Below are 22,097 nucleotides of genomic sequence, written 5' to 3' on the forward strand. Positions count from 1 at the left end.
CTGTTGTTGCTCCTGCTTCATAGGCATCAGAGCATCCATCTCCATCTGAATCAAGGTCCAGTCGATTTGCTGTGGTATCCCCGTCTACATCATAGTCAACACTACATCTAGCAGAGGGACCCCCAATAGCAATTTCTCTGATTTGAATAGGGGATCTCGTGTATGTTGTTTCAATAACCAAATCAAAGCTGAGCACTCCATTATATGTCTGAGAGAGTGAAAAGCTCTGCATTGCTGCTCCAGCATTTGCTGCTACAAATCCTGTTTCTGTTCCTAATAAAACAGCATCCTTATCATATAATTTTATTGAGAAATTTTGAACTCCATCATTAACCCCTGATGACAAATTCACATCATTCCACAGATAAAACTCAGATATGTTATCATATACTGTTGCTAATGTAAGTCTCAATCCATTTCCTTGATTATCATCTGCTACTGTCCAGTCTAAATCCCTGCATCCATCTCCATTAGAAGCAAAATCTCCATCTATCATTTCATCTAAAGACCCTTCTGTATTACAATCAATCGTAAAAGGTGCCCCCGGAATAGATACTATTGCGACTGGAGTAATAATAGGTTCTATCGCAGTAGAACATGACTGACTTTCATCTGTATCTAACACCCCATCATTATCATCATCTATATCAACTATATCAACTACTCCATCATTATCCGTATCCAGGCAACCACTAATATTTCCATCTAAAGCATATTGTGTATAGGTTGATACATAATTAATAGTCCCAGACGTTCCGTTTTCAAATTGATCCAATAATCCATTTCCATTCGCATCTAAGCCTGAATTGTAATTGATAATATCATTATTAGAAAAAACAGTATTTCCAGCTTCTACACTATCACTACATCCATCGCCATCACTATCCAAATCCAAGCTATTAATCATTCCATCTCCGTCAGTATTTTCTCCATAACAAACATTAGCTATGATACTAAAACCTTCATCCCTTAAATCCGCAACTCCTGCTAAGGCTGTATGAGAAGCTGTTAACTCAAATGCGGAGGGAAGAAGACTCGTATTAAAGACAATCTTCCAGGTTGGAGGATTTGTATTTTCATATTCAGCTCCCTGAAATATGGCTTGTCCTGAATTTATTACCGTACCATCTGCTATATCTAATTGGTTATCGGGATCTACTACTGTAGCTATTACTGATGGAGTCCAGACTAATGTGATTGTTTGCTCATCATTATCATTTTCGGCATCTGTATTTCCTACTAAGTTAGGTCCCCATTCTACTGTTTCTAATAGGCTGCCTGCTTGCGGTATAACTTTTATGATTGTTTGATAGTCTCCCAAATTAGTATCATCGACAACATAGTGTAACCCTCCTGCAACAGGAACAATATTCGCTGCTACCAAAGCTGCATTTAAATTTGAAAAATTAACTTTGTAATCCGCAACAGCCATTCCATTTGTATAAGTTCCTTCGATCTCCTGACTTCCTGCTATCAGTACCGTATTAGTTACTGCTGCTGCTGCAACACCACAAGAAAGCTCGGTTTTATCTAAAATTCCATCATTATCATCGTCTATATCAATTAAGTCCCCTACTCCATCTCCATCTGTATCCAAACAAGCATTTAATGAATCATCCATTGCCAAATAATATGTCGAAGTATAATTTATATTTCCTGTCGTGCCATCTTCAAACTGATCTAATAATCCATTTGCATTCGCATCAGTACCCGTATTGTAATTTACAATATCATTATTTGCTACTGAGGTATTTCCTGCTTCTACACTATCACTACATCCATCGCCGTCACTATCAAGATCTAACCGATTCACAATACTATCTCCACTGGCACTATCAGTATTTATATCTTCAGGGTAGCATGTAATAAACCTGGCTTCTACAGCATCTATATCTGCTCCTGGATAAGAACCTCCTGCATTAGTGTTACTCACTAATTTTATGGCATCAAAAATGAGTTCTCCCGCACCAAAAGCATTACTTGTTGCTGCGTCAATATCCAGACCGGAAGAACTTAAAAAGATTCCTAACGGGTAATATCCTTGTACATCGGCTGTAATTCCTAATCCTTGTAATGCAGTAGCTATTTGATTATTTACAGGTCTTACCCTCAACTCTACACTTTCTGCTGCTCCTGCTTCGTAAACGATCAAATCAATCTGATTATCTCCCGAATTTGTCATATAAGCATTCGAAAAACCAAGAGTTATGTAATTTCCTACATCTCCTAAAGAAACAACCTCCCCTAGGTTATCTACATTATCTGGTGGTCCTAATGCCTGTTCCGGGTCTCTGTTTATTATAGGTACATTCGCCGGATATGTATACTCTATTACCGTATCAACATATCTGGCATCAAAAGCATCCAAATCACATGGTTTTTGTTCTTCTGAATCCAATATTCCATCATTATCATCATCTATATCAATCAAATCCCCTACATTATCACCATCAGTATCTAAACATCCTCCTAATGAATTATCTATTGCAAGGGTATCATAGGATGAATTATAATTGATTGTTCCTGTAGTTCCATTTTCAAACTGATCTAATAATCCATTGCCATTAACATCTGCTCCGGTATTATAGTTTACCGTATCATTATTATTAACTAATGTATTCCCTGCTTCGACACTATCACTACAACTATCTCCATCACTATCTAAGTCCAAACTATTAATAAGTCCATCTCCATCTGTATTTTCTGCGTAACAAACATTGGTCACTAAACTAAACCCTTCGTCTCGTAAATCTGCAACTCCTGCTAAAGCCTCATGAGAGGTGGTTAATGCAAACGCTGAGGAAATTAAATTGGTAGTAAAGACTATCTTCCAGGTAGGGGGACTCGCATTTTCATATTCGGCCCCCTGAAATATCGCCTGTCCAGAATTTATTATCGTACCATCTGCTATGTCTAATTGATTATCCGGATCAATCACTACTGCTGTAACTGCAGGAGTCCAGGTTAATGTAATCGTTTGTTCATCATTATCATTCTCCGTATCTGTATTTCCTACTAAATCAGGTCCCCACTCAACAGATTCCAATAATCCTCCGGTTTGAGGGGTTATTTGTATCGTAGTTTCGTAATCTCCCAGATTCGTATCATCAACTATATAGTGCAATCCTCCTGCGACGGGTGCAATATTAGCTGCTACCAAAGCAGCACTCAGGTTCGAAAACTGAATATTGTAATCCGCAATTCCTGATCCATTGGTAAAAGTTCCTTCTATCTGCTGACTCCCGGCTGTAAGTACTGTATTCGTAACCGCAGCTTCTCCAACTCCACACGAAAGTTCCGTCGTATCCAGTACCCCATCATTATCATCATCTATATCTGTTAGATCTCCAACACCATCCCCATCTGTATCCAGGCAAGCATTCAAGGTGTTATCTATTGCCAGATAATACGAAGGAGTGTAGTTAATATTTCCTGTAGCTCCATCCTCAAACTGGTCTAATAATCCATTTCCATTAGCATCAGTCCCTGTATTGTAATTTACTGTATCATTATTAGCTACTAACGTATTTCCTGCCTCGACACTATCACTACATCCATCGCCATCACTATCTAAATCTAAACTATTCGGAACTCCATCACCATCTGTATTTTCTTTACAAGTTGCTGAATACGTTAAAAAACCTTCTATTGTATGAATATAATAATCGTTATTACCTGCCGAATGAATATGGTTTAAGACAACCTTTAATTCAGGATTGTTATTGTCTACTGTAGAAGAGATAACAATTGGTCCAGATGCTAAGGCTGAAGCGAACTCTGTTCCCTGAGAAACCCCGTCTAAGAACACCTCTACATAATCGAGTGTATTCGCTCCAGACAATCTCCCAATTGTTATTGTCATATCTAATTGATCTCCCTTATTTGCTGTTATGGTTGTTGTCAGCTCTGCACTGAAATTGGCATCTCTATTAAGAACAATCCCTCTCGAATCAATAAAAGGGGATCCTGCATAATTTGTTAATGTATAGGCACCATAAGAACCCGTTTCAGCAAAAGAGTGCGATATTAAAGGCACTGTATTTCCTCCTCCATAATCACATTCCATTTCATCTAATATTCCATCATTATCATCATCTATATCGATCAAATCCCCTACATTATCACCATCAGTATCTAAACACCCATTGAACGAACTGTCTTTTGCTAAGCTATCATAGGATGAATTATAATTGATTGTTCCTGTAGTTCCATTTTCAAACTGGTCTAATAACCCATTGCCATTAACATCTGCTCCGGTATTATAGTTTACCGTATCATTATTATTAACTAATGTATTCCCTGCTTCGACACTATCACTACAACTATCTCCATCACTATCTAAATCCAAACTATTAATAAGTCCATCTCCATCAGTATTTTCTGCGTAACAAACATTGGTCACTAAACTAAACCCTTCGTCTCGTAAATCTGCAACTCCTGCTAAAGCCTCATGAGAGGTGGTTAATGCAAACGCTGAGGAAATCAAATTGGTAGTAAAGACTATCTTCCAGGTAGGGGGACTCGCATTTTCATATTCGGCCCCCTGAAATATCGCCTGTCCAGAATTTATTATCGTACCATCTGCTATGTCTAATTGATTATCCGGATCAATCACTACTGCTGTAACTGCAGGAGTCCAGGTTAATGTAATCGTTTGTTCATCATTATCATTCTCCGTATCTGTATTTCCTACTAAATCAGGTCCCCACTCAACAGATTCCAATAATCCTCCGGTTTGAGGGGTTATTTGTATCGTAGTTTCGTAATCTCCCAGATTCGTATCATCAACTATATAGTGCAATCCTCCTGCGACGGGTGCAATATTAGCTGCTACCAAAGCAGCACTCAGGTTCGAAAACTGAATATTGTAATCCGCAATTCCTGATCCATTGGTAAAAGTTCCTTCTATCTGCTGACTCCCGGCTGTAAGTACTGTATTCGTAACCGCAGCTTCTCCAACTCCACACGAAAGTTCTGTCGTATCCAGTACCCCATCATTATCATCATCTATATCTGTTAGATCTCCAACACCATCCCCATCTGTATCCAGGCAAGCATTCAAGGTGTTATCTATTGCCAGATAATACGAAGGAGTGTAGTTAATATTTCCTGTAGTACCATCCTCAAACTGGTCTAATAATCCATTTCCATTAGCATCAGTCCCTGTATTGTAATTTACTGTATCATTATTAGCTACTAACGTATTTCCTGCCTCGACACTATCACTACATCCATCGCCATCACTATCTAAATCTAAACTATTCGGAACTCCATCGCCATCTGTATTCGTAGTACATATTTCAGGTACCGTCCTTTTAAAAGCGACTCTATCTATGATGTAATCATCAGGTGAACTCCCTGTACCTGTACCTCTAAATAAAACATAATAATTTCCGGTTTGAGGTACTGTGAAATTTCCTGAGTAAGTAGCATAATTAGGAGATGCCGAATAAGAAGGTAATGTGTTAAATGCAGCTCTTTCTAGTGTACTAACTACTATATCTGTATCTGCATTGTATAAATCTACTACATATTCTGAGGCGGAGCCTACTCCTCTTGCCCCTAAGTCAAAAGAATATTGATAATTTTCCCCTCCATCTAATTGCTTTGAAAATTTCAAAACCACCCCCGAATTAAAAGAGTTTATCTCAAATAATGTATTTCTATTCCCTGTATCTGGATTTCCATCTCCTATTTCATCAAAAAGTCCTCCTGTTAATGTAGAGTTTTTATTTGTAGAAGAATAAGTATATACACTTCCTGTAGGAGTATCAAAATTAGATGCCGTGCTCGAAATATACCATTCTGTCGTTGGAATAGAACTTTCAGAAAAACTACCATATACTACCAAAGGTTGATTCAACCCAGGACATTCATCTTCATCTGGTATCCCATCATTATCATCATCTATATCTACAATATCTACAACCCCATCACCATCTGTATCTAAACATGCACTGACCTGATTACTTTTTGCATATTCCGTATAAGTAGAAGTATAATTTATAGTGCCTGTTGTACCATCTTCAAACTGATCTAGTAGCCCATTGAGGTTGGCATCAATACCTGTATTATAATTAGAAATATCATTATTACTCACCAAAGTATTTCCTCCCTCAACACTATCACTACATCCATCACCATCACTATCTAAATCCAAATAGTCCGGAGTTGTATCTCCATCGATATCACAACTACTATCTGGTCTATACCAAATTCTAATAAAAATTGCATTTTGAGAGGATGAAACTCCAGAAGAAGCAGAAAATGAAGTAGTATATTCTGCTACTGTATTATATCCCAAATTATACGAAATACTTCCTGAATTAATTCCTGTGGTTACCCCTCCTATAGGGTTTTCTATACTATTGGTTGTAATATTTAATCCAGAAACAGAACCAATTACAGGTGTTTCTAAAATTCCATTTATTCCAAAGGACACTGTTTCTCCATCTACAAATAATGGATCATATCCCAAAATAGCTTCTCCAGCATATTGACTAAATGTAATTGTTACCTTATTATTTTCTCCGGGAACATTACCTACTACTAAAAATGGACTTGTCGGTGTTCCTTCATTAACTAAATTAGAGTTAGGTGAACTTCCAGAATGCTCAAACTCTACAGTCATAGAAATCCCATTAAATTCTGGAATTCCCGTAACGATTCCTAAATCGGCTATAGTTTGCCCTCCAACTGCGCTAATTCCTGCATCTGTAAGACCTATTTGCCCCCATAAAATCGTATAAGAAGTTCGAGGGCATTCTGTATCATCTAAAACCCCATCATTATCATCATCTATATCTGTGACATCAGGTATTCCGTCTGAATCTGTATCTATAAACGGAGAATTTATTATTGCATCTCTCCAATCTAAATCTCCTCCTACTGTAACATCATTATCTGCATCTGGGAAGTTATTGATCTGTGTCTCATCATAAATTCCATTACTATCTCCATATCCTGTTATTGCATCTGTAGCATCATCCAATCCATCGCCATCTGTATCACTTCCTGCTAATGTAATTCCTGCCTCCGAAGTATCATTTCCTCCTTCATTATCTGAATCTAAATCTATGTAATCCGGTGTATCTGTTCCATCTGTGTTGGTTGGAGAAATACCTCCTGTATAAGCAGAATCCACCCCATTATTTGCTGGTCCAGCATCTCCATTAGGTCCTACATACCCTACAGAAGTCTGTGCTTCTATATTATCTGGTATTCCGTCATTATCACTATCTAAATCCAGATAATCTGCCAATCCATCTCCATCAGAATCTCTAGAAGCGCAAGCCTGTAAGGCTATCTCAATTAAATCTCCTCCTAACCCCTCATACCCTACTCCTTTCCAGGAAAATGTTACAGATGTTACTGTCCCATTGATTCTTACCGATCCGGAAGCGGTTCCCTGATCAACTGCAGGTAATGTCTCTGTAGAATTTACTGTATGTATTATATTGGGCATTCTCTGAATGGTTGCGCCTCCAATCACCTGAAAATCATCAGATCCGCTTAATCTGGATAAAGAGATTCCCGGAGTGGTAATAGTTAGGCTTAGAGAATTGGTATGTATTCCATCAATTCCTCCTAATTTATCTATATGCAAAACAGGATTCGTTACAGCCTGATCAAAAGTAAACGTTAATGTTCCTGATCCCTGATCATCAGTGGGCAAATCAATATCTGTTCCTGATTCATTAGTTTGATCCCAATTTACATCGTATACCAGAGAAGGAGCACCAGCAACATTTGGGGTCCAATAGTTCGTTGTATTTAATGTATTATTTCCAAAAGGGAAAGGTACTGCTGGGGCTGTAAATGTAGATGTCGTGGTAATTGAAACACTCCCTGCAGTAGTTGTGTAAGTAGTTCCCGAACCTGACCAGATTCCGGTAGAGACCTGAGTACATCTTCCTTCTTCTGTATCTAAAATTCCATCTCCATCTGAATCTAAATCAACACTATCATCTACCCCATCTCCATCTGTATCCAAACTGTACGTATGTCCGTCTCTATAGTCCACATCATCTGAAGGATAATCATTATCCGAATCCGGTAATGAAGAAGGTGTATTAATAGTACCATTAGGATCTGTATGATCACTTGTCGTATCGATTGCATTATCTAATCCATCACCATCTGTATCACTGCCTGCTAATGTAATTCCTGCTTCAATAGTATCGTTTGTTCCATCCCCATCACTGTCGGTATCTAAATAATCTGGTATTAAATCTCCATCCGAATCAATCACATTAATCCCTTCTCCATAAGAAGTATCCACTCCATTACTGGTATATGTTCCTCCAGGGGCTGTGTAGCTATAGGTAGTCTGCCCTTCTACATTATCAGGAATACCATCACCATCGGCATCTAGATCTTTATAATTAGGGACTCCATCCCCATCTAGATTATCACATGTTCTTAAAACAGTTATATCATCGATAAAATATAGATCAGAACCCCCTGTTCCTGTTATCGCTTCTATAGTAATTGTAGTAGAAGTTCCTAATGAGCTAATAACTATTTTTTGATTTGCACTGGTAGAAGCTCCATGTGTTGTTTGATACTCCTGAGCAGTTGTCTCATATACTAATTCTCCATCTATATAAATATTTAGTTTGGAACTGTTTCCATTAGTATAATTGGCTGCCAGATCAAATGATAATAAATTCCCATCTCCTGCAGTAGTCGAAAATGTTTGAGAGATTGTTGAAGCTGTTCCTGTCGTACTTATCTGAGCATCTGGATCTGCTCCTGCAAAAGAATTCCAGGCAAGATCACCTCCTTCAGACCACGATGATAGTAAAGATGTAAAATCTCCATTCACAATTGCATCGGTTCCTGTTGGCTGGCATTCTATAGCATCCGGGATGCCATCATTATCATCATCTAAATCTACGTTATCTATGATGCCATCTTTATCTGTATCGATGGCAGCTCCTACTCGTATATTATCTATTTCATGTACATTATTAAACCCTCCTGTACTTCCACTAATTCCCAATTTGAATGTTGCAGGAGCTGTTTGTCCTGAATTGACATTCGTAAAGATTTGTTGAAATCCATTTCCATCATTTAGATTCAGCCATGCATTGACTATTCCATCAATAATAGTCATCCTCACTCTTCTGCTATTCGCTCTGGTAACTCCATCTACCAAAGCTCCTCCTGGGAGAGTGGTATACCCTAAACACGGATAATTTGCTCCTTCTTCTCCTCTTATTGTAAATGTATCTGGTACAGTCCCTGCATATGTTGGATAATTTCCTCTACAGTCGTCTCCTCCCCCCACTGGTTCAAAGTTCCCAAATTCATCAATACCTATTGCAATCCATCCTCCATCTACTCCATCAGTAACAGGTGACCCACACAATGAACAGTATCCATAACCTAATGGTCCTCCTGCTCCCCCAGTACTTGGAGCCGCAGTTCCATCAATTAGAAATAAGGAAATTCCATCTGCTCCATTTCCTCCATAAGCTGCATAATCAAATTCGACAATTACATTGTCTGTAGAAGGAAATGCCACATTATAAATAGCAGTTCCTGACTGATTCCCTAAAGCATCCGTTAATCGCAACCAGTTTGTATTTTGTGCCGCGGTTCCACTTAATACCCAATCGGCACTTAATGGACTGTCAAAATCCTCATCAATAAATGTCTGAGAATATGATATTGTCGTAAATAAAATCGTCAGAACAACAATATTTACCACCCTATATTTCAGTATTTTGTTATATATAAAGTGCCCTATGCTATGTAAAGTATTCCGGTTTATCATTGTTATTTCATTTTAGTGTGGGGTTACATTCATCTATAGAAAAAAAGGAGTAAATCACTTTTATAAAATGAGCTGAATCTATTGTTATCGTTTTTATTTTTCAATACAAAAAAATGTTTTCCAGAAGTAAATCAACCTTCTGAAAAACAAATGAAAACGCTTTAAATCTAAATAAATAAACTCCTCTTCTTTAGGGGGTTTCAAAATTGAAACAGAGGGAATTGCTATCGTAGTATTTGATAAATAATAGGTATCTTTAACACTTATTAATTTTGGGGTATTTAGCTCCTCATTCGAAGAGAAATTAATTTGAAGAGATGTAATATATTCATATATGTTGCTTGAAGGTACTATCCGAAAGCATATCCTCATAATGGTTGATTTAGTTATAAATTAATTATTATACACCCCCCTACAATTGTATGCTCGCCAAAGTCTTACTCTTGTAGGGGCTTTTTATACAGTAATATTTAAAACATATTCCTGTATTATATCAAGTACTATGAGATACTGCCAGGAATACAAACATATGTTTTCAGGAAAAAATTATACGCACTAAATATCTTTAACACCTTTCCTTTACTTCTAAAAATTTCTTTTTAGAGAACATCCTTTATCATTTATTTCAAAGCAGTTGAGAAGATTTAAATGTATTTTTTATCCATAAACAAGATTATTTGAACAATTTTATAATCATATATCACTTATATTTTATTCAAATAAATAATTCATTTTTTTTATTTAAATATACTAGGAAGAACATTTTCTGTTTTTAATGCTCTTATATATGGGGTATCTGTTGAAATTTATTTTCAACACTTAAAATTAACTACAAATATTTAAAAAAGGATACTTTAATTACTCCGAATAAATACGGAATAACCTTATAACTAGTGATTTACGACTGTAAAATGACTTTTCTGACAGAAAACCTTATTAAATAGGGAAGACAAAATAAAATAGCATAAAGTCCTGATAAATGTATTTAGAAAAAATAACAGGAACTATATTTCCTTTCTTAATTTTTTCTAAAAGTATCAAAAACGTTTTTTATTCTTACTTATTTTAACCCTTTGTAAAGATTTTTTTTCCACGCAGCTTTTTTTCTCTTTCTGGTAAGATTTCCATATTATCCCAAAACCCTGTTTTCAAGGTATTAGCATACTCCATCGGCAAGTTTTGTTTTTTCATCTGCTGATATGCAAATTCGCTATCATATGTATATGATGTAAAAGAAAAAAAAGGGTCAATTTCTTTTTCTAAAATCACACACCAAACTCTGGGTAGTCCTTCATTAGCGGGCATTCCTATTACTCCCGGATTTATCCACAATTTTTCTTTCTTTTCTTGAAAGAAAGGCAACCCGGAATGTCCTGCAATGACCATATCTGCCTTACTTCTACTAAAGGACTCTTCCTTCTTTTTCCAGGGAGTAGATTCAAAAATAAATTCTGAAATATAAGAGTAACTGCCATGAACTACGGTTGCTTTTCGGTTAGCATATCTAAAAGAAATATAATTCGGTAATGTTCTTATCCATGTGATCGAATCTTCTGATAATTGGTTTTGTGCATACGGGTACCACTGCCTGGACAAATGGTCGCATTTAGATCCTTTTCTAAAATCACAGCCACAATCGATAGCACCACTTATTAATTGCTCTTCTACGTTTCCTAAAATACTATTCGCTCCCCATTCCCTGAAGCGTTTCACTACTTCTTCCGGCTGTGCGCAATACCCTATGATATCTCCAGTACAAATACAGTTTCCGGGTGGAATGTTTTCTTTACCTGCGATTTCTATCAATTGTTCTAAAGCTTGTAAATTACTATAGACTCCTCCAAATAAAAGTACTTTTCCTGATAGAGTTCCTAACGCTTTTGTTTTTGTAGCCATATGGGTATAAAATAAACGATAAAGCAGCTTCCTATTCCCCAGATGTTACTCCATAAAAGAGCTGCATATTTTCCTTTTGTAAACACTAAACTATTGGGGAAAGCATCAAATACTAATAATAATCCAAAAAACAATCCGCAACAGAGCGAAAGATAAAAACTGCTTTTAGGAGCATCTTTTTTCCAAAGTAAAAAAACCGGAGAAAGACCGATAACCATGGTTCCACTAATCGTTGTGGCTGATAATATTTCTGCTCCAAAAAAAACAGGAATGGTTCCTAAAAGGGCAATCACAACCATGGTTAATCTTCCGAACCGAAGCCCTTCTCCTAATTTTAAATCAATCGTCATTAGTTTTGAAAAAGACGAAAAAGTAGAATCCAACGTAGAAGCTGCTGAAGTAATCATTATAAAATTAATCATCAGTAGAATCACCAGACCAAAAGATTGACTCACAGCAACAGCTGCTTGCCCTTCCATTCCTTCATGCTGTGCATAAATACCTACAATACTAAAAAGGACGATACATCCTCCTCCTAGAATACTTGCCCAAAGAAAACTTTTTAATGTAGCTTTTGGAGAAGCTATAAATCCCCTGTCTGTTAATACCGGATCATGAAAGGGGTAGCTAAATGATTGTAATAATGCTGCAATTAATAAATTCCCTCCCATCTCCATTGTCCATTCCCCTGAGTGTATCACAGTAGAAACAGAAAATTCTTCTACTCTGAAAATACTCCATAAAATTACTGCCAGTAGCATAGAAAAAAGAATCATCTGTATGGTATCAGTAAATATAGAACTACTCAAGCCTCCTTTTAAGGCATAACCCAGTGTTAAAAATGTAAAGACAACAATCGAGCTATAATACGGTAAGCTTCCTTCACTTCCAAAATAAGTACCAATCACCATGGTATTTGACCAAACTTCATTAAATAACCGAATACTAATCAAAATCGAAAAGACATAAACGGCTCCCTTTCCAAAACTGGTTACTAAAAAGTGATGAATACTTGTGAAGCCTCCTTTTTTTCTCATTCTGTAAATGAGTATTCCTGCTACTGCAAAAGAGAGATAATAGGCCGCATAGGCAAGCCCCCCGAGCAAACCAAAACTCATTCCTAAATTTGCAGCATTCGTAATACTTTTTGCAAAAATCCATGAAATAATCAGACTTCCTGTTAGTTTCCACACAGAAGAAAACTCATCAGTATAAGTAGCCTTAAAAAATTGTGTTTTTGTTTTGGCAAATGGAGATAACCAAAAAAACAAAACACTAGATAGCAAAATTAAACCCCATTGCCATAAAGCGACTTCCTGCATAATCGTGAACATGTATTTACTAAAAACATCAAAGATACTAATTCATTGAATCGATATCTTTGATTTTAACTTTTAACAATTAATCTCTTTTATTGATCCCACCAAACTGGCATATTAATACTATTGCCATTGGTTGCTGTTGCTGCCATCTCATAATTCGCTGAGTTTAATGTTGCTTCTTCTGCCGGGTACGGCATTCTTACAGGAATCAAATTATTATTTAAGCTTGCTGCCACCGGCTTTAAAGCAGGATACCCGGTTCTTCTATACTCAATCCACCCTTCATATCCATTAATCATATTAGCTATCCATTTTTGGGTAATAATCTGTTCTACCCCTTTGGTCGGATCATATAATGCTTCTGATGATAAATATGTTACCGGCAGTGGCACATTCCAATAATCAAATGCCATTGTAACTCCAGATTCATATAGCGATTCTGCATCTGCATTAATAAGTCCTTTTTCTGCTGCTTCCGCCAAAAGAAAAGAGGTCTCCCAGGCTGTCATATAATTAGCAAACAACTCGCCTGTATTTTCTCTAAATACAGTTCCTGCAAATGAATAATCAGACACTGTTATTGGTGTTTGAGAAGCGTCAATACCATTAATCAAACCATGATACGATTCTTCTTCTGTATTCGATAATGGGCGAAACAATGTCTTGATTCTCGAATCATTTAAGCCAGTTAAAACTTCTTCGATAGTTTCTGACATCACGAAATTATTAAAATCTCCTGCTCTAAGACGCGCTAATCTAAAATTATTAGGAGCTTCATCTGAAAAATTAAAAACCGCATTCTCTTCATTTGTTTGGATAAAATTTCCTTCTGCAAAAATAGCTGCCAATTCACTCCCTACAGCTTCTTTTCCTGAAATACGCATCAATGCTTTAATTCGAAGAGAGTTTGCAAATTTCACCCAGTTATATAACACTCCTTCATACAATACATCTCCTTCCAATTTTATAGTCCCCTGATAGTTTGTAATCACTTCTATTCCTTTTCTCAGATTATCCAAAATCCCGCCTTCATCCAGATATATACTTGATTGTTCATCATATCTAGGGGTAGTTATCCCCTGATCTCCTATAAAAGCTTCCGTATATGGAACATCTCCGTATAAATCTGTTAATGTCATGGTCATATATGCCTTAAAAATCAGCGCAGGTCCTTCATACACTGCCAGGGTTTCTTCTGTTTGGGACTTACGGAGAATAACTTCATTATCTCTAAGGTTGGTATACAGAATAGACCAGGGATTTCCTCCCAGTTGGGGAGAACTCAACGCATGCCTATCAAACAGGTTAAAGTCTATAGCAGTTAGATATTGTCCTAATAAATTCCCCGCTACAAATCCTTCATACGACATCTCTTCGCCATAGTTATAGATAACTTGCCGTAGCAATAAACTCGGATGAACATCAACAGGTGTATTAGGATTGGTATTAATTTCTTCAAAATCCTTGGTACACCCCAACAACAACATTCCAATAATGACACTATATATTATTTTCATTTTTTTCTTTTATTAAAAGTTAATTCCCAGCTTTATTCCAAAGCTCCTCGAGGTAGCATATGACATATCTTCCACTCCACTCACAAGTCCTTGTCCCTGTACTGCCAATTGCTCTGGGTCGAAATGAGGGATTTCACTAATCGCAAATAGGTTTTTTCCAATCAACGATATATCTACGGTTGCTCCATCATCTAATACCCCAAAGGCTCCCTTTTTCATATCAAAAGAATATCCAATGGAAAACTGACGAAGTTTTAGATACGATGCATCGTATACGTTATTTTCTTCATGGTTCCTATCATAAAATTGTCTGTAGTAACTTTCGGGCGATACTGCAACGGTATTAGGCTGGTATACCGGATTTGCTTCTGTTCCTGTATTGATTACTCCCCTCGCTACAATCCCTGCTTCAGGTCTATAAGCAGTTTCTTCTAGCTGTCCCCCAACGCCAGCTAAAGATAGTGTTCTGGATACAATCTCTCCTCCTTGCCTCCAATCCAGAAGGAAACTCGCCCGCCAATTCTTGAAAGAAAATTCATTAGAAAGTCCAACCATAAAATCAGGGGTATAATTCCCTAATTTTTTGAGTGTATTATCCGCTATAAACCTTCCATCCGCTGTTAATACAAAATCTCCATCTTCATTTTTTAGATACCCTGTACCATAAAAATCTCCGATACGCCCTCCTTCTTCTGCTTGAAACCATACTGTCTGATCAGGGTTATCATACACTCTGGAATATGCCAAAGTAACTCGTCCTTCCTGCTGGGGCAATGAAACAACTTCTGATCTATTTTTACTAAAATTCAGGGTTGTGTTCCATTTAAAACTCTGCCTTTTTATTGGCGTTGCCCGAATGATCATTTCGACTCCCTGAGAACGGACCTTTCCCCCATTTACTACTTGCTGACTAAATCCTGATGAAATGGGAATAGGAAGCGAAATGATCTGATCTTTTGTAATGGAATTATAATATGTAAAATCAACTCCTAGGCGATCTTTTAAAAATCTGATATCTGTTCCTAGCTCATAAGAAGTGGTTTTTTCCGGAACTAAATTCGGATTGGGAATAAAATTTTGATTACTAAAAGTAGGTTGCGCATTTACAGTTGTTCCTGCTACAAAAGCTCCGGAAGTTTGATAGGGATCCGTATCATTTCCTACCTGAGCGATACTTGCTCTGATTTTAGCAAATGAAATAGTTTCTGGTAATGATACCAGATTACTCAATATCAAACTCGACGATATCGAGGGATAAAAAAAAGAGGTGTTATCGGTAGAAAATGGAGTTGCCAGAGAACTGGACCAATCATTTCTTCCGGTTATATCAATATAAATCAAGTCTTCAAAACCAATTTTTATCAGGCCATACAAACTATTAATTCGTTTTCTGGATTCAAAATCAAAACTTTCTATAGGAGCAGCAGCATTATTAAAGCTAAAAACGCCCGGTTGTGCTAGTTGTATTGTTTGCGTTTGTATTGTTTTTGCTTTTTGATCCAAGCGATTTCCTCCAAATGAAACATCTATATCAAACGTTCCTAACTTTCGAGTGTAATTTAGAAGAAAGTCTGTATTTACTTCTCTGTATGTAACATCATGTTCTGCATATGCTCCATTTCTAAATCTATTCGTACTGAAATTCCTCAAAAATCTTCGTTTTTCATTAGAGTAATCCATTCCTGACCGAAGCGTAATACTGAGATGTTTGGATAATTGTTGTTTTATAGCTATTGTCCCAAATACGCGATCTCTATTGAATGAATTTCTATTTTCAAATAGAATAAAATACGGATTATCAAAAAATGTATAATTAAAAGAATACTGTTGTATTCCTTCTAATCCAGGTTGCCAATATCTTCTCAGGCTATTAATATCCAGAGAACGCGGTCCCCAGGCTACCAAAGAATAATTTACATTTTCTGATCCATATCCATTGGATGGACGATTATCACTTTGGCTATTCATATAATTAACAGAAGCTGTTACTGTAGTTTTATCAGTAGGTAAAAAACGAAGTCTTGTCGCTAGCGTCTTTCGATCAAAATTCACCCCTGGTATAATCGACTCACTTTGTAAATCTGTAAACGACAATCGATAGTTCCCTGTCTCTGTTGCATTTGCAAAAGCAATATTATTAATCGTCGTTACTCCCGTTTCATAAAAATTCCGAAGATTATTCGGGTGTGCCACAAAAGGGGTAGCTGTTATTGGCAATCCCGTATAAAGGGAAGTATCTCCTCCTCTGACGACCGTACCATCTGGAAGGGTAACCGGGCTATCGAACTGAGGAATACGAATTCCCTGGTGTAAGGCTGGTCCCCAACTATAGGTAATATTATCATTGACTCCTCCACCTAATCCATCTACATATTCAAACTGTCCTGAATTTCCTTGCCCATATTGGTTTTGAAACTTTGGCAACTGAAATGCAGAATCAATGAACAAACTACTAGTAAGACTGATGCCTATTCCTTTTTGTTTGCTTCCGTCTTTTGTATTAATAATCACAACTCCATTAGACGCTCTGGTTCCGTACAATGCGGCGGCGGAGGGACCTTTTAAAACTGATACTGAAGCAATATCGTCGGGATTAATATCCATAGCGCCATTTCCAAAATCAACTTCCTGAAATCCTGCAGCAGCCTCATTGGTGGTATTAAAAACCGTACTGTTGTTTATGGGGGTTCCATCTACTATGAAAAGAGGGTTATTATTAGAAAAGGACTGTTCTCCCCTAATGGTAATTTTAGAAGAAGATCCTACACCCGTCGCTCCTCCCGGAGTAATCGAAACTCCTGCCAGTTTCCCTGCAAGATTATCCAAAAAGTTAACTGATTTTACATTTTCTATTTGAGTGGCACCAATCCGCTGTACCGCATATCCTAATTCTTTAGCTTCTCTTTTTTTATTTAGGGCTGTTACGACAACCTCCTCCAAACCTTCTGAATCTTCCTGCATGATCAGGTTTATCACTTTTTTGTTTTGGACTAAAACTTCTTGTTTTTTGTATCCCAAAGAAGAGAACAGCAAAACAGGGACTTTGGTTTTCAAGGTAATTCGATAGTTCCCTTCTTCATCAGAAATACTTCCATTACTGGTGTTTTTTTCTAAGATATTAGCATAAGGCAAAGGAGTTCCTGTTACAGTAGTTATTCTTCCTGTAACAGTCGTTTGGGCAAATCCCCATGTTGTAAAACACAGAAATGCTCCAATGATAAATTGTTTCATATATTGGAATAAGTAATGACTTTATTTTTTTGTTTTATCGGGTATACATTCCCACAATGCAGCTGTTTTGAGAAGCTCTTTCCTCTCGAAATACAATCTCTCAGCTAAAAGAGTTTATCAATTGAGGTGATCCTTTATTATAGCGTCCTGTTTGTATAATGGCGATATAATTCAGAGGAGTCATACAGCGAAACTGTTTTAGCTCTTCCTGTAATAAGTAAGATAGAAGTTGCAAAAAAGAGTAGGAAAACGTTTTGAAAAAACCACTAAAACATTTTACATCACTTATAGTATCTATATCTCTAAGCCTTTTCTTAATGTGCAATGTTATCTGTTTTTTTCTAAAAAAATCAATCATTGCCGGCATTAGATTTGGTGTTTTCCATGGCAATTGCAGGATGATTTCTTTTTGGAAATGTGTCTTGTAAATTCCCAATAGATAAATTCCTCCATCCATAGATGGACCGATCACAATGTTCTTTTCTGAAATGGTTCGATTTGCATCGACAAGGTCTGTTGCCTTCAATTCAGGACTATCATTCCCTATCGTTATTATTTTTTGATACCCCTGAGAAAAAATTTCCTGAATCGCATTTACTAATCGCTCTTCAAAGGAATCTCCTCTTTGCTCTTTTTCTGTATATATAACATAGGGAAGGTTACTTTTTTCTATTTCCCGAAGCGTTTTCATCGTGCAATACTCAAAAAGCGCTTTTCCTTTTTGAATTGGCTTATGCTTGATTTCTTCTGATGAAGAATTCGCAAACATTAATATAATAGCTCGTTCTTGTTCTACCGGCACGATTAACTTGATTATTGGTATCAATTAAAAAACAAAGAGTCGAATATCTCTCTTTATCATTACAAGAAATATTCTTTTTTTGCCGTTATACCTTAAAAATACCTCCTTTTTACAACAAAAACAATTCTTCTTTTGAATAAAAAAACAGGTAATTTCCCCTATTTTCTTCTGATATCAAATCGGTTAGTTTTGTTAGAGAAGTGCTATCAATAATAAATAATAGTACACCTTTTTTAGTCCCGTTTCTCAATGAGAACATACTAAAGTGTTCTTTTTTTATTGTACTCTATAAACCTAAAACATGCTCAAATTTTTACAAGAAAACAAAACCAGAATACTAATTGCATTCATTGCCATTCTTTTGGTTTTGCTTTCTTTTCATGGGCATTATCACGATAAAGCAACTGCCTGTGTAAAGGAAGTTTCTAGTAGAATGTCTGAGAGTTCTACTTTCATTACCGTCATAAAAAAAACAATCAGTTATGTTGCTTCGGAAGGGATTCCTGTAATCAAGGGCTATGCTTCTAATACAGTAGAAGATCTCACTAAAATAGGAGACTACCTCACTGTCACAGAAATTCTGATCAAGATACAGACATTGCTTCTTGCTATTTTTAACCTTACTATTTTTAAGCTAATCCCATTAGTTTTTATTGTGGGTTTGTTTTTAAAAAATTATAAAACAATCGCGTTTAAACTTTTACTAATTTCTTTGTTTCTCACTCCTGGGTTATCAATTTATGTCAATACAATTCATTCAATTGCAATAGCTGTAAAAATAGATTTAGGAATTGATCTCAATAAAAAGCTCTCTGAAACAAAAGCTACTTTTGCCCAAAAAGAAACTGCGCTAAAAGAGCACCAAAAAGCAATCAAAGACAAACAATTAGAAGAAGCAAAGAGTAAAGGAAAAAAGAAAATCAGTTTTTTAAAACGAGCAGAAGATGCTGTAGTAAATACTGTAGAAGATATCGGACTTAAAGTAGAAAAAGATTTTAAAATCGCAGAAGAAATCGTATTACTCAATACTGAATTGCTGTTACAACATCTGGTCAATCTTTTTACCTCCATTATTCTGCTTTATTTCATTTTGCCTATTTTTTATTTCTACCTCATCAATCTGATTCTAAAAAGCTTATTCCAGTTTTCTATTAATGAACTAATAAACCAAAAGCTATGAACAAATTATACCTACTTCTTTTTTGTTTTTTCGTAAGTATCTTATCTTGCAAAAAGCAGAAAACAAACCTTAATGACGCTCCTATTCTTGGTATTGATATTTCTCATTATCAAGGAAACATCAATTGGAAGAAAATAAAGAAAGATGGAGTTTCTTTTTGTTATGCCAAAGCGACACAGGGAACTTCTTTTGTAGACCCAAAATTCAAAACAAATCAGAAACAGGCAAAAAAAATCGGTTTAAAACACGGGTCATATCATTTTTTTATGGCAGGAAAAGACCCTAGAAAACAAGCTGATTTATTTATCCAAACAGTTGTCTCTCTTAATGAAGGAGATATGATTCCTATGCTGGATCTGGAACAAGAAGGTTTAGAGCATCATATTTCTGCTATACAATTCCAAAAAGATGTGCTCTTATGGTTATCAATAGTGGAAGATAAATTAGGAATCAAACCTATCATCTATACTAACAACCCTTTTGGCAATACATACTTAACTGATTCAAAATTCGCTTCTTATAAACTTTGGATTGCAGAATACCAGGTCAAAACTCCAAAAACACCAACAACATGGGCTGAAAATGGCTGGACAATCTGGCAACGTTCTGAAAGAGGAAAAGTTTACGGAATACAAGGAAAAAATGTAGATCACGATATCGTTAACAAAAAATATAGCTTACAAGATATCATGTACACTCCGGATCTTCACAGTCAATTATCCAATATGTAATTTATCCAACACAGACTCTTAGTATATAATTCTTTTCCTTTGTTATCCTGAAATCATTCAAACAAATGATTTCAGGAATTGGAAAGGCTTATTTTTTCTGAAAGATTATTCTAATGCATCCCACCTGATACTCCATTATTCAAATAGACAGTTTTATATTTCCACGGAGTCCATACATCATCTTTTCTCGCCTTTACCCGAACAGTAACGCTGCCATTCTCATGTGGACTAACTAACAGACTACTCATCATTTCTCCATGTATTTCAGAGGTAGTATATGCAGGAGTAATTACCTCCCACTCCCACTCATCTGCAGGCAGATTGCTATGCACAAAAAACTTGGAGTACATTTTTCCTCCAATCCAAATATAATCTAAATGTACCCCCACAGACCACAAAGTAAAAAGCGGAGAAACTGGAACACATTGCAATGCTGTATCTACCACAAAAGGAGAAACTCCCGAAGCTGTGTTATTTTTCTCTATATTTTCTACGCGGTATAATGCTATCGTCCCTGAAGAAAGTAACTCTATAAAATCTTCGTCATCAACTATCTTTGCTTCTCCATAGAACCAACTATCTTTCATAAGCCATTTGGTGGTGGTATCCGTTTGATTCTCCCATCCAATAAGTGTATATGCATGATACGATACTGCTGTCATTTCTGATGTACTATACTCCTTAAACTTTTGCAGCACATACCCTGAATCGGTTTCTTCATTGGTTACTTTTAGAACAACCGGTCCCTGGGTCATAATAATATTTTTGAGATGATCTACCGTTGGAACCTGTGAAAACGGAAGTGCAATAACATCTGAAACTGTCAAATAATCAAAATCTGTCACAGGTTCCCCACAAGTATCGAGTATTTCATATGTTGTAGGAGGCTCGTCAATTGCTGCTATTACAAAATTTCTTTCTTCATTAATACAATTTAAGGCTTTTGTTCTAAAATTATTATAAACCGGATCAAACCAAGAATCTACTCCTGGAAAAAAATCACTTAAAGTGTACTCATAATGTCCCGGGATTTTTTCAGGCACCTTAAATCCCGATTCCAACACTGTTTTATAAACTGCCATATCTTCATCAAAGACTTTCATATCCAAATAAGCATCTGAAAGAGATAATGAAACCGTCTCATTATATTCGATCATATACATGGTTTCTATGGCTGCATTAAATGCGTATGATAAACAAGGTCCTTGAAAAGGTTGCTCTCGTTGCGGAGTTGTAAAATTTCTCATCCCTGATTCTGTATGAACTGCCTTCCATGAAAACTCACATGGGATATTTTTTATAGGTTTTATTTCTTTACTTACTTCTTGATATGCTACCTGATACTGTCCTAAGACTATACATGGTATCAAAAGCCACAAAAACAATACAATCGTAAATTTATTTCTCATACTAGTTCAGATTTATTTATTACTGATTTACTTACATCTTTTGGCACAGGAATTAAAGAGCTTCTTTTCTTACATACTATTTTTTCTTATTTGTTACCTCGTCGGTATATATTATAAGGAGTATCGCTTCTTTTTTTATTACCCATTTTTCTCTTATATCAGTAGTATTTTTCGGTTTTTACTTTCTTATTCCTTAACTCCTGTCACCTTACAGTTTATACCCCATTA

Annotated in this window: 9 protein-coding genes (1 of these 9 running past the window's edge); 2 read left to right on the top strand and 7 right to left on the bottom strand. The window is 36.2% G+C overall.

Annotation, left to right across the window (positions count from 1 at the left end; all coding sequences use genetic code 11):
• From HN014_RS03375 to HN014_RS03400, 6 genes are all read right to left on the bottom strand, one after another.
• Positions 1-9,715, bottom strand: partial view of a gliding motility-associated C-terminal domain-containing protein gene (locus HN014_RS03375; protein ID WP_176027480.1) — the start only. It extends 17,705 nt beyond the left edge of the window; the window shows 9,715 of its 27,420 coding nt (coding positions 1-9,715); it begins with the start codon at positions 9,713-9,715; its stop codon lies off the left edge, out of view.
• 1,131 nt (positions 9,716-10,846) lie between these two features.
• A complete protein-coding gene (locus tag HN014_RS03380) occupies positions 10,847-11,677 on the bottom strand; it encodes a metallophosphoesterase (protein ID WP_176027481.1) in 831 nt (276 codons plus the stop codon).
• The gene (locus HN014_RS03385; RefSeq protein WP_254884088.1) at positions 11,653-13,011 is read right to left on the bottom strand and encodes a sodium:solute symporter; all 1,359 of its coding nucleotides are present in this window, start codon (positions 13,009-13,011) and stop codon (positions 11,653-11,655) included. The genes HN014_RS03380 and HN014_RS03385 overlap by 25 nt, the downstream gene beginning before the upstream one ends.
• A gap of 77 nt (positions 13,012-13,088) precedes the next feature.
• Positions 13,089-14,516 (bottom strand): SusD/RagB family nutrient-binding outer membrane lipoprotein, encoded by a 1,428-nt coding sequence (locus HN014_RS03390; protein ID WP_176027482.1) that lies wholly within the window; start codon positions 14,514-14,516, stop codon positions 13,089-13,091.
• A 12-nt stretch (positions 14,517-14,528) separates the two neighbouring features.
• On the bottom strand, positions 14,529-17,747 hold the full coding sequence (locus tag HN014_RS03395) for a SusC/RagA family TonB-linked outer membrane protein (RefSeq protein ID WP_176027483.1): 3,219 nt from the start codon (positions 17,745-17,747) through the stop codon (positions 14,529-14,531).
• A gap of 100 nt (positions 17,748-17,847) precedes the next feature.
• The gene (locus HN014_RS03400) at positions 17,848-18,549 is read right to left on the bottom strand and encodes a DUF2064 domain-containing protein (protein ID WP_176027484.1); all 702 of its coding nucleotides are present in this window, start codon (positions 18,547-18,549) and stop codon (positions 17,848-17,850) included.
• Between the two features lie 301 nt (positions 18,550-18,850).
• Here HN014_RS03400 and HN014_RS03405 point away from each other — a divergent pair, with 301 nt between their 5' ends.
• On the top strand, positions 18,851-19,729 hold the full coding sequence (locus tag HN014_RS03405) for a hypothetical protein (RefSeq protein ID WP_176027485.1): 879 nt from the start codon (positions 18,851-18,853) through the stop codon (positions 19,727-19,729).
• Positions 19,726-20,460, top strand: coding sequence for a GH25 family lysozyme (locus HN014_RS03410; protein ID WP_176027486.1), 735 nt, complete (start codon positions 19,726-19,728; stop codon positions 20,458-20,460). Before HN014_RS03405 ends, HN014_RS03410 begins: the two co-directional genes overlap by 4 nt.
• A gap of 110 nt (positions 20,461-20,570) precedes the next feature.
• Here the strand turns inward: HN014_RS03410 and HN014_RS03415 are convergent, their stop codons facing one another.
• Complete coding sequence (locus HN014_RS03415; protein WP_176027487.1) at positions 20,571-21,869, bottom strand: C1 family peptidase; 1,299 nt, start codon at positions 21,867-21,869, stop codon at positions 20,571-20,573.
• Between the last annotated feature and the right edge of the window lie 228 nt (positions 21,870-22,097).

Origin of the sequence: Aquimarina sp. TRL1 (assembly GCF_013365535.1) — a bacterium.
Classification (GTDB): domain Bacteria; phylum Bacteroidota; class Bacteroidia; order Flavobacteriales; family Flavobacteriaceae; genus Aquimarina; species Aquimarina hainanensis.

Coding starts and splice junctions, on each gene's coding strand:
- HN014_RS03380 (WP_176027481.1), bottom strand. CDS start 11,677: ATGGCTACAAAAACAAAAGCGTTAGGAACTCTATCAGGAAAAGTACTT.
- HN014_RS03385 (WP_254884088.1), bottom strand. CDS start 13,011: ATGTTCACGATTATGCAGGAAGTCGCTTTATGGCAATGGGGTTTAATT.
- HN014_RS03390 (WP_176027482.1), bottom strand. CDS start 14,516: ATGAAAATAATATATAGTGTCATTATTGGAATGTTGTTGTTGGGGTGT.
- HN014_RS03395 (WP_176027483.1), bottom strand. CDS start 17,747: ATGAAACAATTTATCATTGGAGCATTTCTGTGTTTTACAACATGGGGA.
- HN014_RS03405 (WP_176027485.1), top strand. CDS start 18,851: ATGCTCAAATTTTTACAAGAAAACAAAACCAGAATACTAATTGCATTC.
- HN014_RS03410 (WP_176027486.1), top strand. CDS start 19,726: ATGAACAAATTATACCTACTTCTTTTTTGTTTTTTCGTAAGTATCTTA.
- HN014_RS03415 (WP_176027487.1), bottom strand. CDS start 21,869: ATGAGAAATAAATTTACGATTGTATTGTTTTTGTGGCTTTTGATACCA.